The sequence below is a fragment of the Nonomuraea sp. NPDC004702 genome, from assembly GCF_053601695.1.
This window is the reverse complement of record NZ_JBSGCE010000019.1, coordinates 145,844-165,300: the sequence shown is the minus strand read 5'-3', so window position 1 is coordinate 165,300 and position 19,457 is coordinate 145,844. Positions and strand designations below refer to the sequence as shown.

Sequence of the window (19,457 nt, the reverse complement as noted above, 5' to 3'; positions counted from 1 at the left end):
CCGGCGCCGGGGGTGACCCGGACGCGGCTGTAGGCCTCGTCGGGGCCTCTGCTGAGGTTGTCGAGCTGGCTGGAGACCGCCCTGTCGGCGACCGCCGCGGCGAGCGAGGCGGGGTCTGCCGCCGCTCGGCTGCTGCTGGAGCCTTGTTGGGCAGGGGTGGCTCCGGGCGGGGCGGCACTCGCGGGTGACGCCTGAAGCGTCAAGGTCGCGGCCGTGGCCAGGCCGGCGACCGCCGCGAGTAAGGCTTTGCGTTTCACGCTGTGGTGCTCCTTTCGGCGGGCTCCCTCCGGCCGTTGCCGCCTTTGGGCGCGCGCGGGCCGCCGAGCGGTCAGGGGTGACCTGGGTCGCGGGGCGTGAGGGGATGTGGGGGGTGATAAAGGGTGACGGATACAGCAAGCGGACCGTTTCGCCTTGTTGCCGCCAGACGTTAAGCGCTTGTTGATGGCGCGAAAATACGTATGTTCATCGGTAGGCATACCGACATTTCTGTTACCGCTGGTCACACCCATCCACGTGCGGATAACAGCCACGATGCTGGACAATCAGGCACGTGCAGTTCGGCATCCTGGGCCCGTTGGAGGTGCGATCGGCCGGCGGCGACCCGATCGCCGTGGGCGGTCCCCGACCGCGTGCCCTGCTCGTCCTGCTGCTGCTGGAGGCGGGCCGGACGGTCGGCGTCGACCGGCTCATCGACGCCCAGTACGGCGAGAGCCCGCCGGCCGGCGCGGCCAACGCCGTGCAGGCGCAGATCTCCCGGCTGCGCCGCAACCTGCCCGCCGACCTGATCGAGTTCCACGGCGCCGGCTACCGGCTGGCGGTCCCGCCCGAGGACGTCGACGCCCACCGCTTCGAGCGGCTGGCCCGCGACGGCCGGCGGCTGCTCGCGGCGGGCCGGCACGCGGCGGCGGCGGCCGTCCTGCGGGAGTGCCTGGACCTGTGGCGCGGCCCGGCGCTCGCGGACGTGCGCGAGGCCGCCTACGCGCCCGGGCAGGCCGACCGGCTGGAGGAGCTGCGCCTCGCGGCCCGGGAGGACCTGTACGAGGCCGACCTGCACCTGCCCGAGGCCGAGCCCGCGGCGGGGCTGCGCGAGCTGGTCGCCGCCCACCCCCTGCGGGAACGCCCGCGCGCCCTGCTGATGCGCGCCCTGCACGCGGCCGGACGGCAAGCCGAGGCGCTGGCCGTCTACGACGAGGCGCGGCGGCTGCTCGCCGACGAGCTGGGCGCCGACCCCTCGCCCGAGCTGGCGGCGCTGCACCTGGCGATCCTGCGCGGCGAGCAGCGGCGCGCGCACGCCACGCGGTCCGCGCCGCCGCCGCAGCTCACCACGTTCGTCGGCCGCGAGGAGGAGCTGGCGCGCCTGGCCGCGCTGCGCGGGGCGCGCCTGGTCACGATCACCGGCCCCGGCGGCACCGGCAAGACCCGCCTGGCCGTCGAGGCCGCCACCCGCAGCCAGGAGCGGCAGGCGTGCTTCGCCGACCTGTCGCCCGCGGCCGGGGAGGGACAGGTGCCGCTGCTGGTGCTGAACGCGCTCGGGCTGCGCGAGTCGGCGCTCAGCCCTGGCGTCCCCGGCCTGGCCGACCCCGCCGAGCGCCTGGTCGCCGCCCTCGCCGAGCAGGACCTGCTGCTCATCCTGGACAACTGCGAGCACGTCGTCGCCGAGGCCGCCACGCTGGCCCGCCGCCTCCTGGCCGGCTGTCCCGGCGTGCGCGTCCTGGCCACCAGCAGGGAGCCGCTGGGCATCACCGGCGAGCACCTGGTGCCGCTGCCGCCGCTGGGCACCCCGCCCCCGGGCACCCCCGCCAGGGAGGCGCTCGCCTACCCGGCGGTCAGGCTGTTCGCCGACCGGGCCGCCGCCGTACGGCCGGGGCTGGAGCTGGACCTCGACGCGACGCTGCGCATCTGCGCGGCGCTGGACGGCCTGCCGCTGGCCATCGAGCTGGCCGCGGCCCGGGTGCGCACGTTCCCCGTGGCGGAGATCGCCGCGCGGCTGGCCGAGCACGGCCGGTTCCGGCTGCTCTCGCGCGGCGACCGCACGGCCGCCGCCCGGCACCGGACGCTGCACGCGGTGGTGGAGTGGAGCTGGGACCTCCTGGACGCCGAGGAGCAGGTGCTGGCCAGGCGGTTCTCGGTGTTCTCCGGCGGGGCCCGGCTGGAGGCGGTCGAGCGGGTGTGCGGCGAGGACAGCGCCGTGCTGCTCGCCGATCTGGTGGACAAGTCGCTGGTGGAGACCGCCGGCGACCGCTACCGCATGCTCGACACCGTCCGGCTGTTCTGCGCCGAGCGGCTGGCCGAGGCGGGCGAGGAGGAGCGGATGCGCGCCGCGCACGCCGCCTGGCACCTGGCGCACGCCCAGCGCGCCGAACCCCACCTCTACCGTGCCGAGCAGCTCGAATGGCTGGCCCGCCTGGGGGCCGACGACGCCGATCTCCAGGCCGCGCTGCGCTGGAGCGTCGAGCACGACCCGCCGGCCGCGCTGCGGCTGATCGCCGCCCTGGCCATGTACTGGTATCTGAGCGGGCGGCGCGGCCAGGCCGTCCAGCCGGCCCGGCGGCTGCTCGACGTGCTCGGCCCCGAGCCGCCGGCGGGCCTGACCGACGAGTACGTGCTCGCCGTCCTGCACGCCGCCCCCGGCACCGGGTCGCCGCACTGGAGGCGGGCCGCCGAGATCACGACGGACCCGGACCGGCCGGTACGGCATCCGTTCGCCGCCGCACTGTGGGGCATGACCGCGGGGCCGCCCGAGCGCGACGTGGAACGGCCGCGGCAGCGCGAGCTCGGCGGCGACCCGTGGAGCCGGGCGCTCGGCCGGCTCGGCGAAGCGCTGCTCATGCTGCTGAACGGCGGCATCGTGGCGGCCGAGCGGGAGCTGGAGATCGTGCTGGCGGAGTTCGGCGCGCTGGGCGAGCGGTGGGGGAAGGCGCAGGGGCTCGACTGGCTGGCGGTCATCGCGGGCTGGCGCGGCGAGTGGGCGCGGGCGACGGAGCTGTGGGCGCAGGCGCTCGAACTGCTCGACGAGCTCGGGGCGCTGGACGAGCTGGTGGACGTGCTGTGCCGGCGAGCCGACGCCCGGCTGCGCGCGGGCGACCTGGTCGCGGCCAGGGCCGACTGCCTGCGCGCCCGTGAGCTGGCCCGCGAGCTGGGGCGGCCCGAGCTGACGGCGGCCGTGCACGTGCGGCTGGGCGACCTGGCCAGGATCGAGGGGGATCTCGGCGAGGCCGCCGAACGGCTGCGGGACGCGCTGGCCGCCACCGCTCCGGGCTCCCCGCTGGCCGGCAGCACGGATCCGCAGGTGCTCACGGCGCTGGCCCGGCTGGCCCAGGCCAGGGGCGAGGCGGCCGAGGCCGTGGCCCGGCACCGGGAGGCGGTGGCCGTCGCGCTGCGCTCGCCGGTCGACAGCGACCTGGCCGACGCCGTCGAGGGCCTGGCCGGGGCCGCCCTGCTCGACGACCCGCCGGAACGGGCGGCGCTGCTGCTCGGCGTGGGGGTGGCGCTGCGCGGGACGGCGGTGACCGGCGACCACGACGTGGCCGCGACGGCCGCCGCCGCCACGGCCGCGCTCGGCCCGGAGCGCTTCGCCGCCCTGTACGCCCGCGGCGCCGCGATGACCAGGGACGAGGCCCGGTCCACGATCCTCACCTGACAGCCCGAGACGCCGGTCCGGGACGGCACCATGAAAAGCCCCCTGACAGTCCGGGACGGCCGCGCCCGGGACTGTCAGCCGGTCGTCGCCGGGCTGTCAGCGCTCCCGGCGAGGCTTGCCGGCATGAGAGACAACCTGCACAACACCCGCGTACTCATCTCCGGCGCCAGCATCGGCGGCCCCGCGCTGGCCCACTGCCTGGCCCGCCACGGCTGCAACGTCACCGTCGTGGAGAAGGCGCCGGCCCTCCGCGAGGGCGGCCAGGCGGTGGACTTCAAGGGCGAGACCCACCACACCGTCCTGACCCGCATGGGCATCCTGGACGACGTGCGCCGCCTCCAGACCGGCGGCACAGACCAGTACTTCGTGGACGCCGACGGCCGCACGCTCGGGGTCATGCCCGGCGAGTTCACCGGCGGCGACATCGAGATCCGCCGCGGCGACCTGGCCCGCCTGCTGTACGAGCGCACCGCGTCAACCTGCGAGTACGTCTTCGGCGACTCCATCACCTCGCTCACCGAGGCTGCGGGCGGCGTGCACGTCACCTTCGAACGCTCGGCCCCCCGCACGTTCGACCTGGTCGTGGGCGCGGACGGCATCCACTCCAACGTCCGCAGGCTGGCCTTCGGCCCCGAGTCCGAGTGCGTGGACTTCCTCGGCCACTACTACGCGCTGGTGGAGCTGGACAGCGACTTCGGGCCGCACGGGCAGATGTACAACGAGCCCGGCAGGATGGTCGCGGTCGGCGGGCCGAAGGCGCCGGCGTTCTTCGTCTTCGCCTCGAAGCGGCTCGACTACGACCGTTACGACGTCGAGCAGCAGAAGGCGATCCTGGAGCGGGCCTACGCCGGCATGGGCTGGCGCACCCCGCAGGTCCTCGACGCGGTGCGCGGCTCCAAGGACGTCTACCTCGACTCGATCAGCCGGGTGAGCATCGACCGGTACGTCCATGGCCGGGTGGCGCTGCTGGGCGACGCGGCGTACGGCAGCACGCTGGGCGGGTTCGGCAGCGGGCTGGCGCTGGTGGGGGCGTACGTGCTGGCCGAGGAGCTGGCCGCGGCGGGCGGCGACCACCGCGTGGCCTTCGCCGAGTACGAACGCCAGATGCGCCGCTACTCCAAGGTCACGAGGAGCGGCAACAACGCGGGCACGTTCCTGGCGCCCGGCTCCCCCACCGGGATCCGCATGCGGAACTGGACCTTCAAGTTCGGCTTTCTGCTCGGCCTGATGATGAAGGTGACCGACAAGTTCGCCACCAACATCGCGCTGAAGGACTACTGAACGGGCACCCGGCCCACGCCCGCGTCGAGCCGGAGCCGGGGCGTGCCGTCCGGCGGCGGGAGGCGGTCGTCGTCGGTGAGCCGCCAGTCCTGGACGGGCACCAGGCCGGGCCCGATCAGCTCGAACCCGTCGAACAGCCGCAGCACCTCGCCGTGGCTGCGGAACGCGCCCTGGGCGGGCGAGCCGGCGGTGGCCAGGCGGAGCTGGGCGATGGCCTCGGGAGAGCTCTCGGCCATCGCGTGGGACAGCACCAGATGGCTGCCGGGCGCCATGGGCTTCCTGAAGGCGGCGACGATGCCGGACGGGTCCTCGGCGTCCATGACGAAGTGCAGTACGCCGACCATCAGCACGCAGACCGGCTGGTCGAAGTCGATGAGGCCGGTGACGTGCGGGTCGGCGAGTATGTCGGCGGGCCGGCGCAGGTCGCCCTGGATGCCGGCGACGCCGGGCTGGTCGGCGAGCAGCACCTGGGCGTGCAGGCGGACCATCGGGTCGTGGTCCACGTAGACCACCCGGCAGGCGGGGCTCACCTCGCGGACGGTCTCGTGGATGCTGGGCGAGGTCGGGATGCCGGTGCCGAGGTCGATGAACTGGCGCACGCCCTGGCGGGCGACGTGGCGCACGGCCTCGATCTGGAAGCGGCGGTTGGCCCTGGCGACGGCTCGGGCGTCGGGCGCGACGGCCAGCAGCCGCTCGGCGACCGCGCGGTCGACGGCGACGTTGTCCTTGCCGCCGAGCAGGTAGTCGTACACCCGGGCGGCGCTCGGCACGTTCGGATCCACGCCGGGCGGAACACGTTCTAGCTCAGACATGGTGACCCATTTCCTCGCCTGCCACTGTTCGGTGGCCATACTAATCGGTAACTTACCGGAACGTGTTCTATTCGGCCGCGTAACCGCAGGGGCGGGGGTCGCCGAACTCGGGGTCGAGCTCGATCCTGCTCAGCACCGTCGCGTCGATCGGACGGCGGATCGTGCCGGCCGTGGCGCAGTCGTAGAACACGTACGCGCCGGAGTCCTGGCCGAGCACCAGCCAGCGCTGCCCCTTCGACAGGAGCTTGCCGGAGTCGTCGCGCACCTCGGCCCACTGGTTGGAGAACCCGGTGAGCTGGAGCACGAGGTTGGCCTCGCCGCGGTCGTGCACCGCCTCGGCCCCCTGCGTCATCCAGCCGACGAGCACGAACCCCAGGCCCACCCCGACCAGCGCGCCGGTCAGCACGCGCATCGCGGCCCGTCCGGTGGGCCGCGCCCGCAGCAACCGGTACGGCACCAGCAGGCAGAACAGCCCGACCACCACGACCGTGATCAGCACCGGCGTGCCGGTGACGTCGAGGATGCCGAGCAGCCCCCAGTACGCGACGCCCGACAGCGCCGCGCCCACCGCGGCGGCCAGCCACGGCTGTTCCCGCCCCCGGTCGAGGACGCGTCCGGCGGCCCCGCGGGTGATCCGGTCGAGCAGCCACCAGGCGCCCACGACCAGGCCGAGCAGCGGCAGCAGGGTCAGGAAGAGCAGCACGAGCGTCGCCACCAGGTGGCCGAAGATGCTCGCCTGGGTGAGCCCGGCCTGCTCAGGGGTGATGCCGAAGGTGTCGTAGACGCTCTCGAAGCCCAGGTAGAGCAGGGCGTACACGGCGACGGCGATCGGCACGACGACCGTGCCGATCTTCTCCATCACCTCCAGCACGCTGCCCCTGGCGGACGCGGTCCCCGGCGCCGTGGCGACGGAGGGCGCGGCGGGTGCCGGGGGCGCTGGGGGGAGCGTCTGATGTGTCATGGCACAAGAGGATGCATCAGGCCAGGAGCGGCGTCATCCGCCGGGCCGGGCGAAGCGGCGCAGCAGGGCGTCCGCCTCGGCGAAGCCGGCCACCACGTCGGCGGCCGTGCGCCGTTCGCGGACCATCCCGACGGCCTGGCCCGCGTAGATGCAGGCGGTGTCGAAGTCGCCGTCGCGGCGGGCGGCGGCGATCCGCGCCGCGGCCTCCTCGTCGGCCGCCAGCTCCTCCTCGTGACCGGCCCAGCGGTCGAAGAACGTGTTGCGCAGGGCCCGGCCGCCGTACTCGGCCGGCCAGTCGAGGCGCTGGGCCACGTCGAAGACGCGGCCGTAGGCGGTGTCGGTCTCGGCCGCGGCCAGCACGCGGGCCGCCGCCGTCTCCGGCAGGGCCGTCTCCGCGCAGCCCATGAACGCCGTGCCGGCCCACGCGCCCTCGGCCCCCGCCGCCAGCACGGCGGCCAGCCCGCGCGCGGTGGCGATGCCGCCCGCCGCCAGCACCGGGACGCGGACGGCGTCGAGCACGCTCTGGAGCAGCGGCAGCGTGCCGACGTCGGCCCGGCCGTGGCCGCCCGCCTCGGCCCCGCGCGCCACGACCGCGTCGACGCCGGCCTGCTCGGCGGCGCGGGCCTCGTCGGTGGTGCCCGCCTGCGTGACGACCGTGATGCCGGCCTGCCGCAGCTCCTCCACGTACCGCTGGTACGGCCCGAAGCTCACGGAGACGAGCCGCGGCCGGGCCGCGAGCACGGCCTCGAACTGGGCCGGGTTGCCGGGCAGCGCCCAGGCCATGAGCCCGATCCCGTACGGCCGCCCGCTCCCGGCGGCGACGGCGGCCTCGGCCTCGATCCAGGAGGCGGGGGCGGCGGCGGACACCCCGATCACGCCGAGCGCGCCGGCCGCGGAGACGGCGGCGGCCAGCCGGCCCGCGCCCACTCCGGCCATGGGCGCGCCCACCAGGGGCACCGTCAGCCCGAACCGCTCGGTCAACCACGTCCGCACGCCGGCCTCCTTGCACGTCGCCTGCCGTTGTCAGTCTCGCACCCCGCCCTCTGCGAGCATGGCGGGAGGGCGACAACGCAGGATCCGTACGAAAGTAGAGCCGGATGACCGATGCGCCGGAGGCGGCGGCTGTGCATCCTGGTGGGGACGGGTCCGGCGCGCGTGGCCTGTTGTGAACCCGAGAGGAGTCGCCAGGACATGGACAGCGCTGCGAGCCGCCCGACCGTGGTCTTGGACAACGGTGTCGTCGGCCGGATCATGCTGGCCCACCGGTCGAGGAGCGATCTCGTGCTCGTGCTCGGCATGGACGGCACCCTGCTGAGCTGCGACCTCGACGGCATCGCCTGCGTGGTCGGCGGCCGCCCCCTGTGCCGCGACGGCTGAGCCCCGGCGGAGGCGGCGACGCCCCCGCGCCCGGCGGTCAGGCCCGGGCGACCAGGGCGGCCAGTTCGCCGACCGCGGCGAAGTCGTTGGTGAGGCGGTTCTTGGTGAGGGCGACGGCGGTGCCGGTCGCGGTGTCGGCCCACGCGTAGCTGCCGCCCGCCCCGCCGATGCCGAACGCCGTCGCGCTCTCCTGCGGCGAGCCGCCGGGAAGCCCGATGGTGAAGCCGAGCCCCCACGTCGAGGGCATGCCGAAGACCTCGTCCGGGCCGCTGTAGGCCACCGTGGTCGCCTCGCGCAGCCGCTCCGGCGAGATCAGCCGCACGCCGTCCACCTCGCCGAGCAGGGCGGCGTACATGCGCGCGATCGCCCTGGCCGAGGTCTTGCCGCCGGCCGGGATGTCGGCGGTCAGGTAGTCGGGCCTGCTGCCGAGGGCGGCGTTGGGCATCAGCTCCATCGGCCCGGCCCTGAACATCGGCAGGTCGGCCGGCATGTCCCCGAACGCCGACGGGTCCATCGGCTCGTCCTCCAGGCGGGCCAGGCGGTGCTGCTCCTCCGGCGGCATGCCGAAGTAGAGCTCGCGGGCCACGCCCAGCGGGCCGGAGACCTCCTCCAGCAGCACCTGCGAGATGCGCTTGCCGGTGGCCCTGCGGACGATCTCGCCGACGAGGAAGCCGAAGGTGTAGGCGTGGTAGCCCATCTTCGTGCCCGGCTCCCACCACAGCTCGGCGTTCTCCAGGGCGGCGACCATCTTGTCCCAGTCGCAGACGTCCTCGGGCGTGGTGTCGAGCGGCACGCCGGGCACGCCGGCCGTGTGGGTCAGCACGTGGCGGACGGTCACGCCGCCCTTGCCGTTCCCGGCGAACTCCGGCCACAGGTCGGCGACCGGGGTGTCGTAGTCGTACAGGCCGCGCTCGGCCAGCATGTGGGCGACCGTGGAGGTCGCGCCCTTGCCGATGGAGAAGTTGTAGAACGGGGTGTCGGAGGTGACCGGCCGGCCGGTCTCCGGGTCGGCCACGCCCGCCACCACGTCCACGATCTGCACGCCGTCGCGGTAGACGGCCACCTGCAACCCGCGCTCGGCGCCTGACTCGACCAGCTTGTCGGCGGTCTGCTGCACCTGCTGCTGAAGGTCGCTCATGAGGTCGTCACTCCTGTTCGTTTCGGGAACTGGACGGTACAGTACTCACACGAGTACGGAACTGTCCAGTACTATGCGAACTCATGATCGAAAAGGTGGCGTGACGGTGACCGACGAGGACGGCCGGACGGCCCGCAAGCGCAGGCAGATCCTGGACGCGGCGCGCGCGGTGTTCCTGCGCAACGGCTACGTGGGCGCGAGCATGGACGAGGTCGCCTCGATCGCCGCGGTCTCGAAACAGACCGTCTACAAGCATTTCAGCGACAAGGAACAGCTCTTCACCACGATCATCCTCGACACCACGGCGCAGATCGAGGGCCTGGCCAAGCTGATCACCGAGTCGCTGGAGGGCAACGACGACCTGGAGAAGGGGCTGCGCAAGCTGGCCCGCGAGTTCCTGGCCTCGATCATGCAGCCCGACGTGCTGCGGCTGCGACGGCTGATCATCGCCGAGGCCGACCGCTTCCCCGACCTCGGCCGCACCTGGTACGAGCAGGGCTTCGAGCGTTCGCTGGAGAGCATGTCCACGGCCTTCGGCCGCCTGGCCGGGCACGGCCTGCGGCCCATGGACGACCCGCGGCTGGCCGCCGACCACTTCGTCGGCCTGCTGCTGTGGATCCCGGTCAACAGGGTCATGTTCGCGGGCGGCGGCGAGCACCACACCGAGGCCGAGCTCGACCGGCTCGCCGACGCCGCGGTCGAGGTCTTCCTGCGCGCCTACGGGGCCTAACCGGTCAGGAACTGCTTAAGCCCGGCGGCCAGCGAGCCGGCCATCTCCCCGCGGAACTCCCCGTCGGACATCTTGGCGGCGTCGCCCGGGTTGGCCATGTTGCCGCACTCGATGAACACCGCCGGGCGGGTGGACAGGTTGAGCCCGCCCAGGTCGGTGCGGGTCTGCAGGCCCTGCTCGCCGGTGTAGGTGGCGTACGGCAGGCCGGTGCCGTCGCGGAAGGCGTTCCGCACGGCCACGCCGAGCTTCCTGGACGGCTGGATGATCGCGTCGTTGTGCCCGGCCACCAGGCCCGGCAGGATCACGTGGAAGCCGTGGCCCGCCGGCGGCGCGCCGTCGGCGTGGATGGACAGGACGGCGTCCGCCCGCGCCTTGTTGCCGATGGCCGCCCGCTCGTTGATGCAGGGGCCGACGCCGGTGTCGTCCGGCCTGGTCAGCACCACCTTGGCGCCCATGTCTTCGAGCAGCGGCTTCAGGCGGTTCGCGACGTCCCAGGTGAAGGCGTGCTCGGTGTAGCCGGCGGCGGTCTGGGTGCCGGTGGTGTTGCAGGGTTTGCGTCCGGTGATGATGTCGACCGGGCGGCTGATCTCCTTGGGATGGGAGGCGTTGCCGCCGTTGTGCCCGGGATCGAGCACGACGACCTTCCCGGCCAGCGCGTTCCGCGTGCTCTGCGACGGCGCGGCGGAGGTCACGACCACCCCCTGGGTGGTGCGCACGGGGCCGCCGCCGCAGGCCGCCGACAGCGCGGCCAGGGCGGTCAGCAGCACGGGGACGGCTGGGTGAACGCGCATGCTAGTCGCGGTCCCAGTTCAGGCCGGGCACCGGCGGCTCCTCGCGCTTGCGGATCAGGTACGGCGGCATGACCAGGGCGTGCAGGTTCGTCGAGAGCAGGGTGCCGATCGACTGCTCGGGCGTCTCGGTCAGCGGCTCGCCGGGGCCGTTGAGCGAGGCGTTGACCAACACCGGGGAGCCCGTGGCCGCGTGCCACCCGGTCAGCAGGGCGTGCAGGAACGGCGTGGCATGCTCCTCCACGGTCTGGATCCGCGCCGTGCCGTCCACGTGGGTCACGCCCGGCAGGCTCGCGCGGTGCTCGGGGCGCACGTCCACGACGCACTGCAGGAACGGGGCCGGGCGGTCGACGCCGAAGAGGCGCTCGGCGTGCTCGGCCAGCACCAGCGCGGCCAGCGGGCGGAACCACTCGCGGCCCTTGACCTCGAAGTTGACGTAGTCCTGCACGTCCGGCCTGGCCGGGTCGGCGAGCACGCTGCGGTTGCCGAGCGCGCTCGGGCCCGACTCGCTGCGGCCCTGGTGCAGGCCGACGACCCGGCCGCTCTCCAGCAGCGACACGGTCGCGCCGACGAGGTCCGCCGGCTGCTCGGCCACCAGGCCGTCCGGCAGGCTCCGCACCGCGGCGGTGATCTCGGTCTCGTCCGGGTCGGGGCCGAGGAAGTCGTCGGTCCAGCGGAAGCGGCTCTCGACGCCGAGGCATTCGATGAGCCCGTACAGGGCGCAGCCCACGGCGGTGCCGCCGTCGTGCGGGCTCGGCGGGATGAACACCTCGCGGAACGGCGACTCGCGGACGATCCGGCCGTTGGCCGTGGCGTTGAGCGCGGCGCCGCCGGCGTAGACCAGCCGGTCCAGGCCGGTCTGCCCGTGCAGCCAGGCGACCACCTGGGCCAGGGCGTTCTCGAAGACCCGCTGGCCGGCCGCGGCCAGGTCCGCCGCCCGCGAGAAGCGCTCGCCGCCGGGCTCGTAGACGTAGGCGTCCCGCTGGGCGAAGGTCTCGATCCACTCCTCGGGGATGAACACCTCGTGGCCGCGTACGTCGAGGTCGGGCAGGCCGTAGACGTACGCGTCGCCGAACGGGGCCAGGCCCATGACCTTGGCCTCGTTGCCCTCGCCCTCGGGCCACAGCAGCCTGGTCAGCAGGGTGTAGAAGCAGCCGAGGCCGGTCGGGCGGGCCCAGTCGCCGTCCCAGAGCTGCTTGGCCAGGCACTCGACCGGGCCGCCGCGCTCGCAGCGGTAGAACGAGGCGACCTCCAGCATGTCGTCGCGGGTGCCCTTCGGCAGCCGGACCGGCTCGGTGAAGTCCCTGACCCGGCTGCCCTGCGCGCCGATCACCAGGCCCGCCGCCCGGTCGAACGGCGAGGGCGGGAACGCGCTGTAGAGGTGGCTGAGATGGTGGGAGACCAGGACGACCCGGGCGTCCTCCTTGAGGCTCAGCGTCTCGCGCAGCTCCTCCTCGTAGGCGTCCTTGTGCTCGATCTCGGTGTCGGCGGCGTATCCCTCGACCACGAGGTCCACGGGCTCCTTGAGCAGCGGCATCTCGGGCAGGTACAGGTCCGGCAGGTCGCCCAGACGGCCCCAGTGGTGCCTGCGCCGGGTGATGCGCTCCTTCTGCAGGCTGTACATGCCCGACTCGCCCACAGCGACAGCAACAGAACCATCCTGAGTACGATTTATGCCGACAACGATAGGAACATCCGTCATCTCTGGTGCCTCCTGGGCTGTGATCACCGGCACCAGTACCCGGGCCCGGGACAAGACCATCCCTCAACCGCGTAACGGACACGTCAGCCCGCAGCCGCCCGCGAACCGGGCGAACTTGTGCGCCGGGCGCGCAGTCAAACCCTGCATGACGACGAAGCACATCATCGCGGCGGCGACCCTCGCGACGGGCGTCGCGCTGGCCGGGATCGCCTCCCCCGCGCTCGCCGCCCCCGCCTTCGGCCCCCAGGGATACGGCGGGGTCACGCTGGGCATGAGCGCCAAGGCCGCCCAGGCCACCGGGAAGATCGTCCACAAGCCCGGCCTCGACTCCCCCACCTGCTCCGGCTGGGACCTCAAGGCCCAGCGGACCGGCCGCGACGCGGTCGGCCTCTTCATCTCCAAGAAGCAGGGCGTGGCGATCATCTTCGCCCCGAAGGGCGCCAGGACGCCGCAGGGCATCGGCATCGGCTCGACCAACGCCCAGCTCAAGCGCGCGTACGCGAACAAGCTGCGGACGGCCGCGAGCGGCTTCCCGTACGTCGCCGTGCCGGGCAACGCCAAGGCGCACTACTACTTCCTGCTCCGCGGCGGCAAGATCTACGAGATGGGCCTGGCCCTCGACAAGCAGGACTGCGCGAACTGACGATCCGAGACCCCGGCGACCATCGGTTGACGGGCCAGATCGGGCGGCACCGGCTTCTCCATGAAGCCGGTGTTTTTTATTTCCCGATAAATAGGGTCTAGCCCGGAGATGCGGGTTTTTGGTACAAATTGCCGCTGGCGGCTACACGCTGCTTCCTGAACCGGTCATCCACCAATTCCTATAGTGAGCGGGCCGATTTTTGCTTGCCGATGATTTCTTCTTCGTCTGCTGGGACGCGACGGGCTCGGGCAAGCCTCGGCTGCACGTCCCGGGCGTGGCGCTCGGCCTGGCCGGGGCGCTGCTCGCGGAGCTGGTGCTGGAGCAGCGGATCACCGTCGAGGGGGTCCGGCTGCGGGTGGTCGACCGACGCCGGGTCCCGGACGAGCTGACCGGAAAGGTGCTGACCGAAATAGGCAATTCCCCGCAGCACACCGATGTGCGGACCTGGCTGGCCTACCTCGCACAACGCTCGGTCACCGAAGTAACCAGCCGGTTGATGGGTAATGGTCTGCTCGACCGCGAATCCCCGAGGCTGCTCAAGCGTAAACAATTCCGCTATTTCTCCACGGACTTCAACCGGGCCATGTGGCCCTCCGCCCGGCTGCGGCTCGCGCTGGTGAAGTGGCAGCCGCTGACCCCGCACGACATGGCGCTGGCGGCGCTGGCCGAGGCCTGCGACCTGACCGACGTCGTCGTCGAGGACCCGGCCGACCGGCGCGGCGCCCACCAGTACCTGACCACGGTGCTGGCCGCGATGCCCCAGCCGCTCAGCGACCTCGGCCGCCAGGTGAGCGCGGCCGTCGGCGACGCCGTCCTGACCTACCGGACGTGAGCCCCGGGCCGCCGACCCGACCACACCGCACCTGCCCCCCCAGAAAGGAACGCGATGCCCTCCGCGAGATCCGGCGCCGCGCCCGACCCGATCGCCGGCGCCCTGGCCGCCGACCGGCTCGGCGCGCCCTCGGTCGTCTACTTCGTCCTGTCGGCCGCCGCGCCGCTCACCGTCGTCGCCGGTGTGATCACCACCGGCTACGCCGTCACCGGCATCACCGGGTTGCCGATCGCGTTCCTGGTCGTGGGCGCGGTGCTGGCGGTGTTCGCGGTCGGGTACGTGGCCATGGCCCGTCACATGGCCAACGCCGGCGCGTTCTACACCTACATCAGCCGGGGCCTCGGCCGTCCGGCGGGCATCGCGGCGGCCTGGGTGGCGCTGATCGCCTACAACGCCCTCCAGGTCGGCCTGTACGGCGCCTTCGGCGCGGCGGCCACCCCGCTGCTCGAACGCTGGTTCGGCGGCGCGCCGCCCTGGTGGGCCATCTCGCTGGTCGCCTGGGCGCTGGTGGGCGTGCTCGGGCTGATGCGGGTGGACGTCAACGGGCGGCTGCTGGCCGTCCTGCTCACCGCCGAGGTGGCGGTCATCCTGCTGTTCGACCTGGCGGACCTGGTCAACCCGGCGCGGTCGGGGTTCTCTGCCGAGACGCTGTCGCCCGCGGCGCTGTTCGTGCCGGGGGTGGGGGCGCTGCTGGTCATCGCGACGCTCGGGTTCGTCGGGTTCGAGTCGTCGGTGGTGTTCTCGGAGGAGAGCCGGGATCCGCGGCGTACCGTGCCGCTGGCCACGTACGCGTCGGTGGCGATCATCGCGGGGCTGTACGCGCTGTCGTCGTGGGCGATGACGGTCGCCACGGGACCGGCGGACATCGTCGCCGCCGCGCGCCGCGACCAGGCCGAGACGATCTTCATCATCGCGAACCAGCACCTCGGCGGCGCGGTCGTGGACATCGCCCGGGTGCTCTTCGTCACCAGCGTGTTCGCCGCCATGATCTCCTTCCACAACACCACCGCCCGGTACTTCTTCGCGCTCGGCCGCGAGCGGGTGCTGCCCGCCTTCTTCGGCCGCACCCGGCCGCGCAGCGGCGCGCCCCGGTCGGGCTCGATCGCGCAGACCGTGCTCGGGCTGGTCGTCATCGTGGTCTACGCGGTCCTGGGGCTCGACCCGCTGGTGCAGCTCTTCTTCTACGGCGGCTCGTTCGGCGGGTTCGGGGTGCTGCTGCTGGTGTTCGTGACCTCGATCGCGATCGTCGCCTTCTTCGCCCGGCAACCGAGCGGCGAGAACCTCGCGCGGCGGTTCCTGGCCCCCGTGCCCGCCGCGCTGGCGCTGGCGGTGATGGTCTGGCTCGCGCTGGACAACTTCCCGACGCTGCTCGGGGTGCCCGAGGGCGATCCGCTCGCCTGGATCCTGCCGGTCGTGTACGCGGTGGCCGCCCTGTTCGGCGTGGGCTGGGCGCTGGTCCTGCGCACGGGACAGCCGAGCGTGTACTCGCTGGTGGGCATGGGCGCCAAGGCCGCCGCCACGCCGGAGGCCGTCCGTTGAGGCGCGCACAGGACGTGGCGGCGCACGACGTCCGCCGGGCGACGGCCGGGGACGCCGGCGCGGTCGCCGAGCTGATCGCGACCGCGTTCGCGCGGCTGCCCGCGGTGTCGTACCTGGTGCCCGAGCCGGCCGGGCGGCACGAGATCATGGTGGCCGACTTCCTGATCCTGGTCTCGCACGCCATCGAGCACGGCGAGGTGGACCTGCTCGACGAGGGCCGCGCGGTCGCGGTCTGGCTGACGCACACCGCCGACGCGCCGCTGCCCGAGCCGCCCGACTACGACCGCCGCCTGGCCGCCGCCACCGGCAGGTGGGCCGACCGCTTCCGGGTGCTGGACGAGCTGTTCGAACGGCACCACCCGGAGCCGCCGTACCACCACCTGGCGTTCCTGGCCGTGCACCCGGACCACCAGGGCCGGGGGCTCGGCTCGGCGCTGCTGAGCCGCCACCACGCCCTGCTGGACGGCGCCCCCGCCTACCTGGAGGCCAGCAGCGCCCGCAGCCGCGACCTGTACGCCAGGCACGGCTACCAGGCCGAGGAGCCGTTCGCACTGCCCGACGGCGCGCTGTTCTGGCCCATGTGGCGGCCCGGCGTCACCGGGTGACGCAGGGCCCCTCGCAGACGTCGGCGACCACGCCGGTCTTGAGGAACACCGACTTCTGCAGCTGGGCGGCCGGGGTCCTGCGCGGCTTCTCGTGCGGGTCCTCGCCCTGCGTAGGCGGGGTGTTGGTGAGCGGCGGCGCGGGGGCGCCGCTGTCCCACATCACCAGGGCCGAGCCGGGATGGGCCCGGCCGCGGATGCCGCGGATGCCCCAGAACGGCACGACGTCCGGGCTGCGTCCCGGGGCGAGGGCCGGGGTCAGCAGCCGGGCGCCGACGGTGCGGGCCTCGACCTCGGCGGTGACCGTGGCCACCTGGTGGTCGCCGAAGGCCACGTGCATGAGCACCCGGTGCCGCGGCGTCCCCGGGTAGGGGCGGTCGGTCAGGTGGGCGGCGTAGCCGTCGGCCTCGCCGCGGTCCCACAACATCTGCATGAGCGCCAGGATGAGCTGCTGGTCCAGCTTGTCGGGGTAGGCCCGGTCGAAGGCGGCCTGGAAGGGGGCGGCGTCGGCGCTGCGGTTGAACAGGGTGCTGTAGTTCATGCCGGTCACGCCGAGCACGCCGCGCTCGATGTCCGTCGACAGCGCGACCAGCGCGCCGCCCAGGATGCCGCCCTGGCTGTTGCCGTCGTACACCAGGCCGTGGCGCGGGTCGATCAGCGGGCGGCCGCCGGCGGTGCGGAAGGCGGGGTGCGCGGCGAAGCCGTCGGGGGCGGTCATGGCGCGGCCCAGGAACATGAAGTTCAGGAACCCCTGCACCGTGCGGTCGGGGACCGTGCCGAACCGGGAGATGTCGGTGAAGACGGAGACGACGTTCGGGATGTCCTCGTCGGCCATGCCGATCCACTTGGTGGCGCAGAAGAGGAAGCCGTGCTCCTGCGCCATGGTCTTCACGTTCGACGCGCCCACCTCGGAGTGCCTGCCGAGCAGGCCGTGGCCGTACAGGGAGGGCCGGGCGGGGCGGTCGAAGGCGACGCGGGGGATCTCGCAGCGGAAGGGCGCCACCTGCTCGTTGCCGGGCAGGCGGGCCGGCAGGCCGTCGGGGCCGCGGTTGAGCGCCGACCCGGGCGGGCCGCCGGGCCGGTCGAGGTAGCTCGGCACGCGGAAGGTGCCCTCGACCCGGCGGGCGATCTGGGCGTCCTGCTCGGGGGTGAGGTCGGTGACCGAGGTGACCTCGAAGGCGGGCGCGCGGCCGCCCAGCGTGCGCAGGGCGTCGTCGCGCATGGCCAGCGCCGGGCCGGCCAGGCCGCGCGCACTGGCGACGGTGAAGTCCCAGGCCAGGTAGAGGCCGCGGGTGCCGATGCCGGCGCGGCGCAGCGCGGACAGCGCGGGCTGGAGGCGGCGCTGACGGTCGTGCAGCTCGTGGTCCGGCGGCAGGGGCGGCCCGGCGACCGCGGCGAAGGCGGGGCTCGGCGGGATCGGGGCGCCGGCGGCGTCGCGGAGGTCGCGCAGGGCGACGGCGTACCGGTGGCCCTCGCTCAGGTTGCGGGCCGGGCGGACGATCAGGGCCTGGCGGTCGGCCGGCGCGTTCGCGTCGAACTCGGCCCAGTACGGCCACCGCTCCCCCGTCACGGTGTCCAGCAGCACGACGGGCGCGTCCCGGTCCAGCGACCTGCCGATGTCGGTGATGGGCGCGGCGCCCGTCCTGGCCAGGTCGAGCCCCGGCACCCTGGCCAGCAGCATCGAGCCCGGCGAGAAGCCGTCGTTCCTGTTCCACTCGGCGGGCGCGATCGGCACGCCGGCGACCGAGACCGGCATGGACCCGGCCGCGAAGGCCACCCGGCGGCCCGTGTCGGTGTCCCGGTCGGCGACGGTGAACCAGTCGTTCGGGAACGGCAGCAGGCAGGCCGCCGGATCGATCGGGTCGCAGCCGGACGGTTCCGGCACCGCCGACGCCGGTGACGCCGTCGGGGCCGCGAGCGACGCGCAGGCCAGGGCGAGGACGGTGAGGAGACGGGGAAGCACGCGCACGGGCACCTCGGGGGCTGATCGAGGCCGGGGGTTCGGGCCATGGTGGATCGCGCCGGGGCCGCCGTCAATCGGCTTCGCGGAATGCCGCCCAGATTTGTGAGGCGTCACAGATTTGACCGTCCGGATTTACCGCCCTGTCCAGTTCACAGAAGGACGAGCAGGGCTCATCGTCATGTCTGCGAATTCAAACGACCTCGAACGACGCGAGCCACGTGGAGTGATGATGCGCCGTCGTACGTTCATCAGGACCGTCTCCGCGGCGGTCGCGTTCTCCGGGGCGATGTGGCACGACGCCGTCGCCTCCGCGGCGGGCGCGGGCGTGAGCCCGTACGGGCCGCTCGGCGCCCCGGACGCCAACGGCATGGCGCTGCCCGCCGGTTTCACCGGCCGGGTGGTGGCCAGGTCGGGCCGGGTCGTCGGCGGCACGCTGTGGCACCCCGCTCCTGACGGCGGCGCGTGCTTCGCCGACGGCTCCGGCTGGATCTACGTGTCCAACTCCGAGGTGCCGCTCGTGGGCGGGACCTCGGCGATCAGGTTCAGGGCCGACGGCTCGATCGACCGGGCGTACCGGATCCTGAGCGGCACGAACCTCAACTGCGCGGGCGGCGCGACCCCGTGGGGCACCTGGCTGTCCTGCGAGGAGATCTTCCGCGGCAAGGTCTACGAGACCGACCCGTACGGTAACCGCTCCGCCCAGCAGCGCCCCGCGATGGGCAAGTTCAAGCACGAGGCCGCGGCCTGCGACCCCGACCACAAGGTCGTCTACCTGACCGAGGACGAGGGTGACGGCTGCTTCTACCGCTTCACCCCCACCACCTGGGGCGACCTGTCCAGCGGCCGGCTCGACGTGCTCTGCGGGCTCGGCGGCGACAGCGTCGAGTGGCGGCCCGTGCCCGACGCGACGCCCGGCGTCTTCGACACCCAGACCAGGCACCAGGTCTCCGCGGCCCGGCACTTCAGCGGCGGCGAGGGCTGCCACTACGCCGCCGGGATCTGCTACTTCACCGCCAAGGGCGACCGCAAGGTCTGGGCCTACGACACCGCCCGGCAGACGGTCACCGCGATCTACGAGGGCGGCGGCACCCTCGACGGCGTCGACAACATCACCGGCCGCCCGTCCGGCGACCTGTACGTGGCCGAGGACGGCGGCAACATGGAGATCAACATCATCACCCCCGACGGCGTGGTCGCCCCCGTCATGCGCCTGGACGGCCAGGCCAGGTCGGAGATCACCGGCCCCGCCTTCTCCCCCGACGGCACCCGGCTCTACTTCTCCTCCCAGCGCGGCACCAGCGGCGAGACCGCCGGGACCGGGGGGATCACGTACGAGGTGACCGGGCCCTTCCGCCGCTGACCAGCACGGCTTCACCCCACCGGGGCCGCTGACCGGCCCGGCCTCCGTCACCGGAGCCGCTGACCGGCACGGCCATCGCACCCCCCACC

16 protein-coding genes and 1 pseudogene are annotated in these 19,457 nt (G+C 73.5%); 9 read left to right on the top strand and 8 right to left on the bottom strand.

From position 1 onward, the window contains the following. Nucleotides 1-257: pseudogene (locus tag ACWEJ6_RS24440) on the bottom strand (hypothetical protein); the annotation flags it as partial. 293 nt (nucleotides 258-550) lie between these two features. On the opposite strand from ACWEJ6_RS24440, the gene ACWEJ6_RS24435 reads away from it, so the two are divergent. After that, the gene (locus ACWEJ6_RS24435) at nucleotides 551-3,640 is read left to right on the top strand and encodes a BTAD domain-containing putative transcriptional regulator (protein ID WP_452426383.1); all 3,090 of its coding nucleotides are present in this window, start codon (nucleotides 551-553) and stop codon (nucleotides 3,638-3,640) included. Nucleotides 3,641-3,763: 123 nt separating this feature from the next. Beyond that, nucleotides 3,764-4,921 (top strand): FAD-dependent monooxygenase, encoded by a 1,158-nt coding sequence (locus ACWEJ6_RS24430; protein WP_452426381.1) that lies wholly within the window; start codon nucleotides 3,764-3,766, stop codon nucleotides 4,919-4,921. Here ACWEJ6_RS24430 and ACWEJ6_RS24425 read toward each other — a convergent pair. The 3 genes from ACWEJ6_RS24425 to ACWEJ6_RS24415 form a co-directional block, all read right to left on the bottom strand. Beyond that, nucleotides 4,915-5,733: an SAM-dependent methyltransferase gene (locus tag ACWEJ6_RS24425; RefSeq protein WP_452426379.1), complete on the bottom strand. Its 819-nt coding sequence runs from the start codon at nucleotides 5,731-5,733 to the stop codon at nucleotides 4,915-4,917. The genes ACWEJ6_RS24430 and ACWEJ6_RS24425 overlap by 7 nt on opposite strands. Before the next feature lie 67 nt (nucleotides 5,734-5,800). Then, a complete protein-coding gene (locus ACWEJ6_RS24420; RefSeq protein WP_452426377.1) occupies nucleotides 5,801-6,694 on the bottom strand; it encodes a hypothetical protein in 894 nt (297 codons plus the stop codon). Between the two features lie 33 nt (nucleotides 6,695-6,727). Further along, nucleotides 6,728-7,687, bottom strand: a complete 960-nt coding sequence (locus ACWEJ6_RS24415) for an NAD(P)H-dependent flavin oxidoreductase (RefSeq protein ID WP_452426375.1) — start codon at nucleotides 7,685-7,687, stop codon at nucleotides 6,728-6,730. A gap of 198 nt (nucleotides 7,688-7,885) precedes the next feature. Here ACWEJ6_RS24415 and ACWEJ6_RS24410 point away from each other — a divergent pair, with 198 nt between their 5' ends. Then, a complete protein-coding gene (locus ACWEJ6_RS24410) occupies nucleotides 7,886-8,071 on the top strand; it encodes a hypothetical protein (protein WP_352320620.1) in 186 nt (61 codons plus the stop codon). 37 nt (nucleotides 8,072-8,108) lie between these two features. Here the strand turns inward: ACWEJ6_RS24410 and ACWEJ6_RS24405 are convergent, their stop codons facing one another. Continuing rightward, a complete protein-coding gene (locus tag ACWEJ6_RS24405) occupies nucleotides 8,109-9,209 on the bottom strand; it encodes a serine hydrolase domain-containing protein (protein WP_452426373.1) in 1,101 nt (366 codons plus the stop codon). A gap of 106 nt (nucleotides 9,210-9,315) precedes the next feature. On the opposite strand from ACWEJ6_RS24405, the gene ACWEJ6_RS24400 reads away from it, so the two are divergent. After that, a complete protein-coding gene (locus ACWEJ6_RS24400; protein WP_387671321.1) occupies nucleotides 9,316-9,939 on the top strand; it encodes a TetR/AcrR family transcriptional regulator in 624 nt (207 codons plus the stop codon). Here the strand turns inward: ACWEJ6_RS24400 and ACWEJ6_RS24395 are convergent. Both ACWEJ6_RS24395 and ACWEJ6_RS24390 read right to left on the bottom strand, forming a co-directional pair. Beyond that, nucleotides 9,936-10,730 (bottom strand): N-acetylmuramoyl-L-alanine amidase, encoded by a 795-nt coding sequence (locus ACWEJ6_RS24395; RefSeq protein ID WP_452426370.1) that lies wholly within the window; start codon nucleotides 10,728-10,730, stop codon nucleotides 9,936-9,938. The two genes, ACWEJ6_RS24400 and ACWEJ6_RS24395, sit on opposite strands and share 4 nt — an antisense overlap. A gap of 1 nt (nucleotide 10,731) precedes the next feature. Then, the gene (locus ACWEJ6_RS24390; RefSeq protein ID WP_452426368.1) at nucleotides 10,732-12,351 is read right to left on the bottom strand and encodes a carbamoyltransferase C-terminal domain-containing protein; all 1,620 of its coding nucleotides are present in this window, start codon (nucleotides 12,349-12,351) and stop codon (nucleotides 10,732-10,734) included. Nucleotides 12,352-12,574: 223 nt separating this feature from the next. Between ACWEJ6_RS24390 and ACWEJ6_RS24385 the strand changes: the two genes are divergently transcribed. The 4 genes from ACWEJ6_RS24385 to ACWEJ6_RS24370 all read left to right on the top strand — a co-directional run bounded on the left by ACWEJ6_RS24385 (nucleotide 12,575) and on the right by ACWEJ6_RS24370 (nucleotide 16,048). Beyond that, nucleotides 12,575-13,072, top strand: coding sequence for a hypothetical protein (locus ACWEJ6_RS24385; RefSeq protein WP_452426366.1), 498 nt, complete (start codon nucleotides 12,575-12,577; stop codon nucleotides 13,070-13,072). A gap of 199 nt (nucleotides 13,073-13,271) precedes the next feature. After that, a complete protein-coding gene (locus ACWEJ6_RS24380; RefSeq protein WP_358291795.1) occupies nucleotides 13,272-13,904 on the top strand; it encodes a GOLPH3/VPS74 family protein in 633 nt (210 codons plus the stop codon). 54 nt (nucleotides 13,905-13,958) lie between these two features. Next, on the top strand, nucleotides 13,959-15,443 hold the full coding sequence (locus ACWEJ6_RS24375) for an APC family permease (RefSeq protein ID WP_452426364.1): 1,485 nt from the start codon (nucleotides 13,959-13,961) through the stop codon (nucleotides 15,441-15,443). Next, the gene (locus ACWEJ6_RS24370; RefSeq protein WP_452426362.1) at nucleotides 15,440-16,048 is read left to right on the top strand and encodes a GNAT family N-acetyltransferase; all 609 of its coding nucleotides are present in this window, start codon (nucleotides 15,440-15,442) and stop codon (nucleotides 16,046-16,048) included. Before ACWEJ6_RS24375 ends, ACWEJ6_RS24370 begins: the two co-directional genes overlap by 4 nt. Here ACWEJ6_RS24370 and ACWEJ6_RS24365 read toward each other — a convergent pair. Next, nucleotides 16,038-18,008: a hypothetical protein gene (locus tag ACWEJ6_RS24365; protein ID WP_452426360.1), complete on the bottom strand. Its 1,971-nt coding sequence runs from the start codon at nucleotides 18,006-18,008 to the stop codon at nucleotides 16,038-16,040. The two genes, ACWEJ6_RS24370 and ACWEJ6_RS24365, sit on opposite strands and share 11 nt — an antisense overlap. A 229-nt stretch (nucleotides 18,009-18,237) precedes the next feature. Between ACWEJ6_RS24365 and ACWEJ6_RS24360 the strand changes: the two genes are divergently transcribed. Beyond that, nucleotides 18,238-19,368 (top strand): alkaline phosphatase PhoX, encoded by a 1,131-nt coding sequence (locus ACWEJ6_RS24360; RefSeq protein WP_452426385.1) that lies wholly within the window; start codon nucleotides 18,238-18,240, stop codon nucleotides 19,366-19,368. Nucleotides 19,369-19,457: the final 89 nt, after the last annotated feature.

What these genes read in the sequence shown, in the direction of transcription:
- ACWEJ6_RS24360 (WP_452426385.1), top strand. Translation starts at nt 18,238, where the DNA reads ATGCGCCGTCGTACGTTCATCAGGACCGTCTCCGCGGCGGTCGCGTTC.
- ACWEJ6_RS24385 (WP_452426366.1), top strand. Translation starts at nt 12,575, where the DNA reads ATGACGACGAAGCACATCATCGCGGCGGCGACCCTCGCGACGGGCGTC.
- ACWEJ6_RS24430 (WP_452426381.1), top strand. Translation starts at nt 3,764, where the DNA reads ATGAGAGACAACCTGCACAACACCCGCGTACTCATCTCCGGCGCCAGC.
- ACWEJ6_RS24405 (WP_452426373.1), bottom strand. Translation starts at nt 9,209, where the DNA reads ATGAGCGACCTTCAGCAGCAGGTGCAGCAGACCGCCGACAAGCTGGTC.
- ACWEJ6_RS24395 (WP_452426370.1), bottom strand. Translation starts at nt 10,730, where the DNA reads ATGCGCGTTCACCCAGCCGTCCCCGTGCTGCTGACCGCCCTGGCCGCG.
- ACWEJ6_RS24390 (WP_452426368.1), bottom strand. Translation starts at nt 12,351, where the DNA reads ATGTACAGCCTGCAGAAGGAGCGCATCACCCGGCGCAGGCACCACTGG.
- ACWEJ6_RS24410 (WP_352320620.1), top strand. Translation starts at nt 7,886, where the DNA reads ATGGACAGCGCTGCGAGCCGCCCGACCGTGGTCTTGGACAACGGTGTC.
- ACWEJ6_RS24420 (WP_452426377.1), bottom strand. Translation starts at nt 6,694, where the DNA reads ATGACACATCAGACGCTCCCCCCAGCGCCCCCGGCACCCGCCGCGCCC.
- ACWEJ6_RS24375 (WP_452426364.1), top strand. Translation starts at nt 13,959, where the DNA reads ATGCCCTCCGCGAGATCCGGCGCCGCGCCCGACCCGATCGCCGGCGCC.
- ACWEJ6_RS24425 (WP_452426379.1), bottom strand. Translation starts at nt 5,733, where the DNA reads ATGTCTGAGCTAGAACGTGTTCCGCCCGGCGTGGATCCGAACGTGCCG.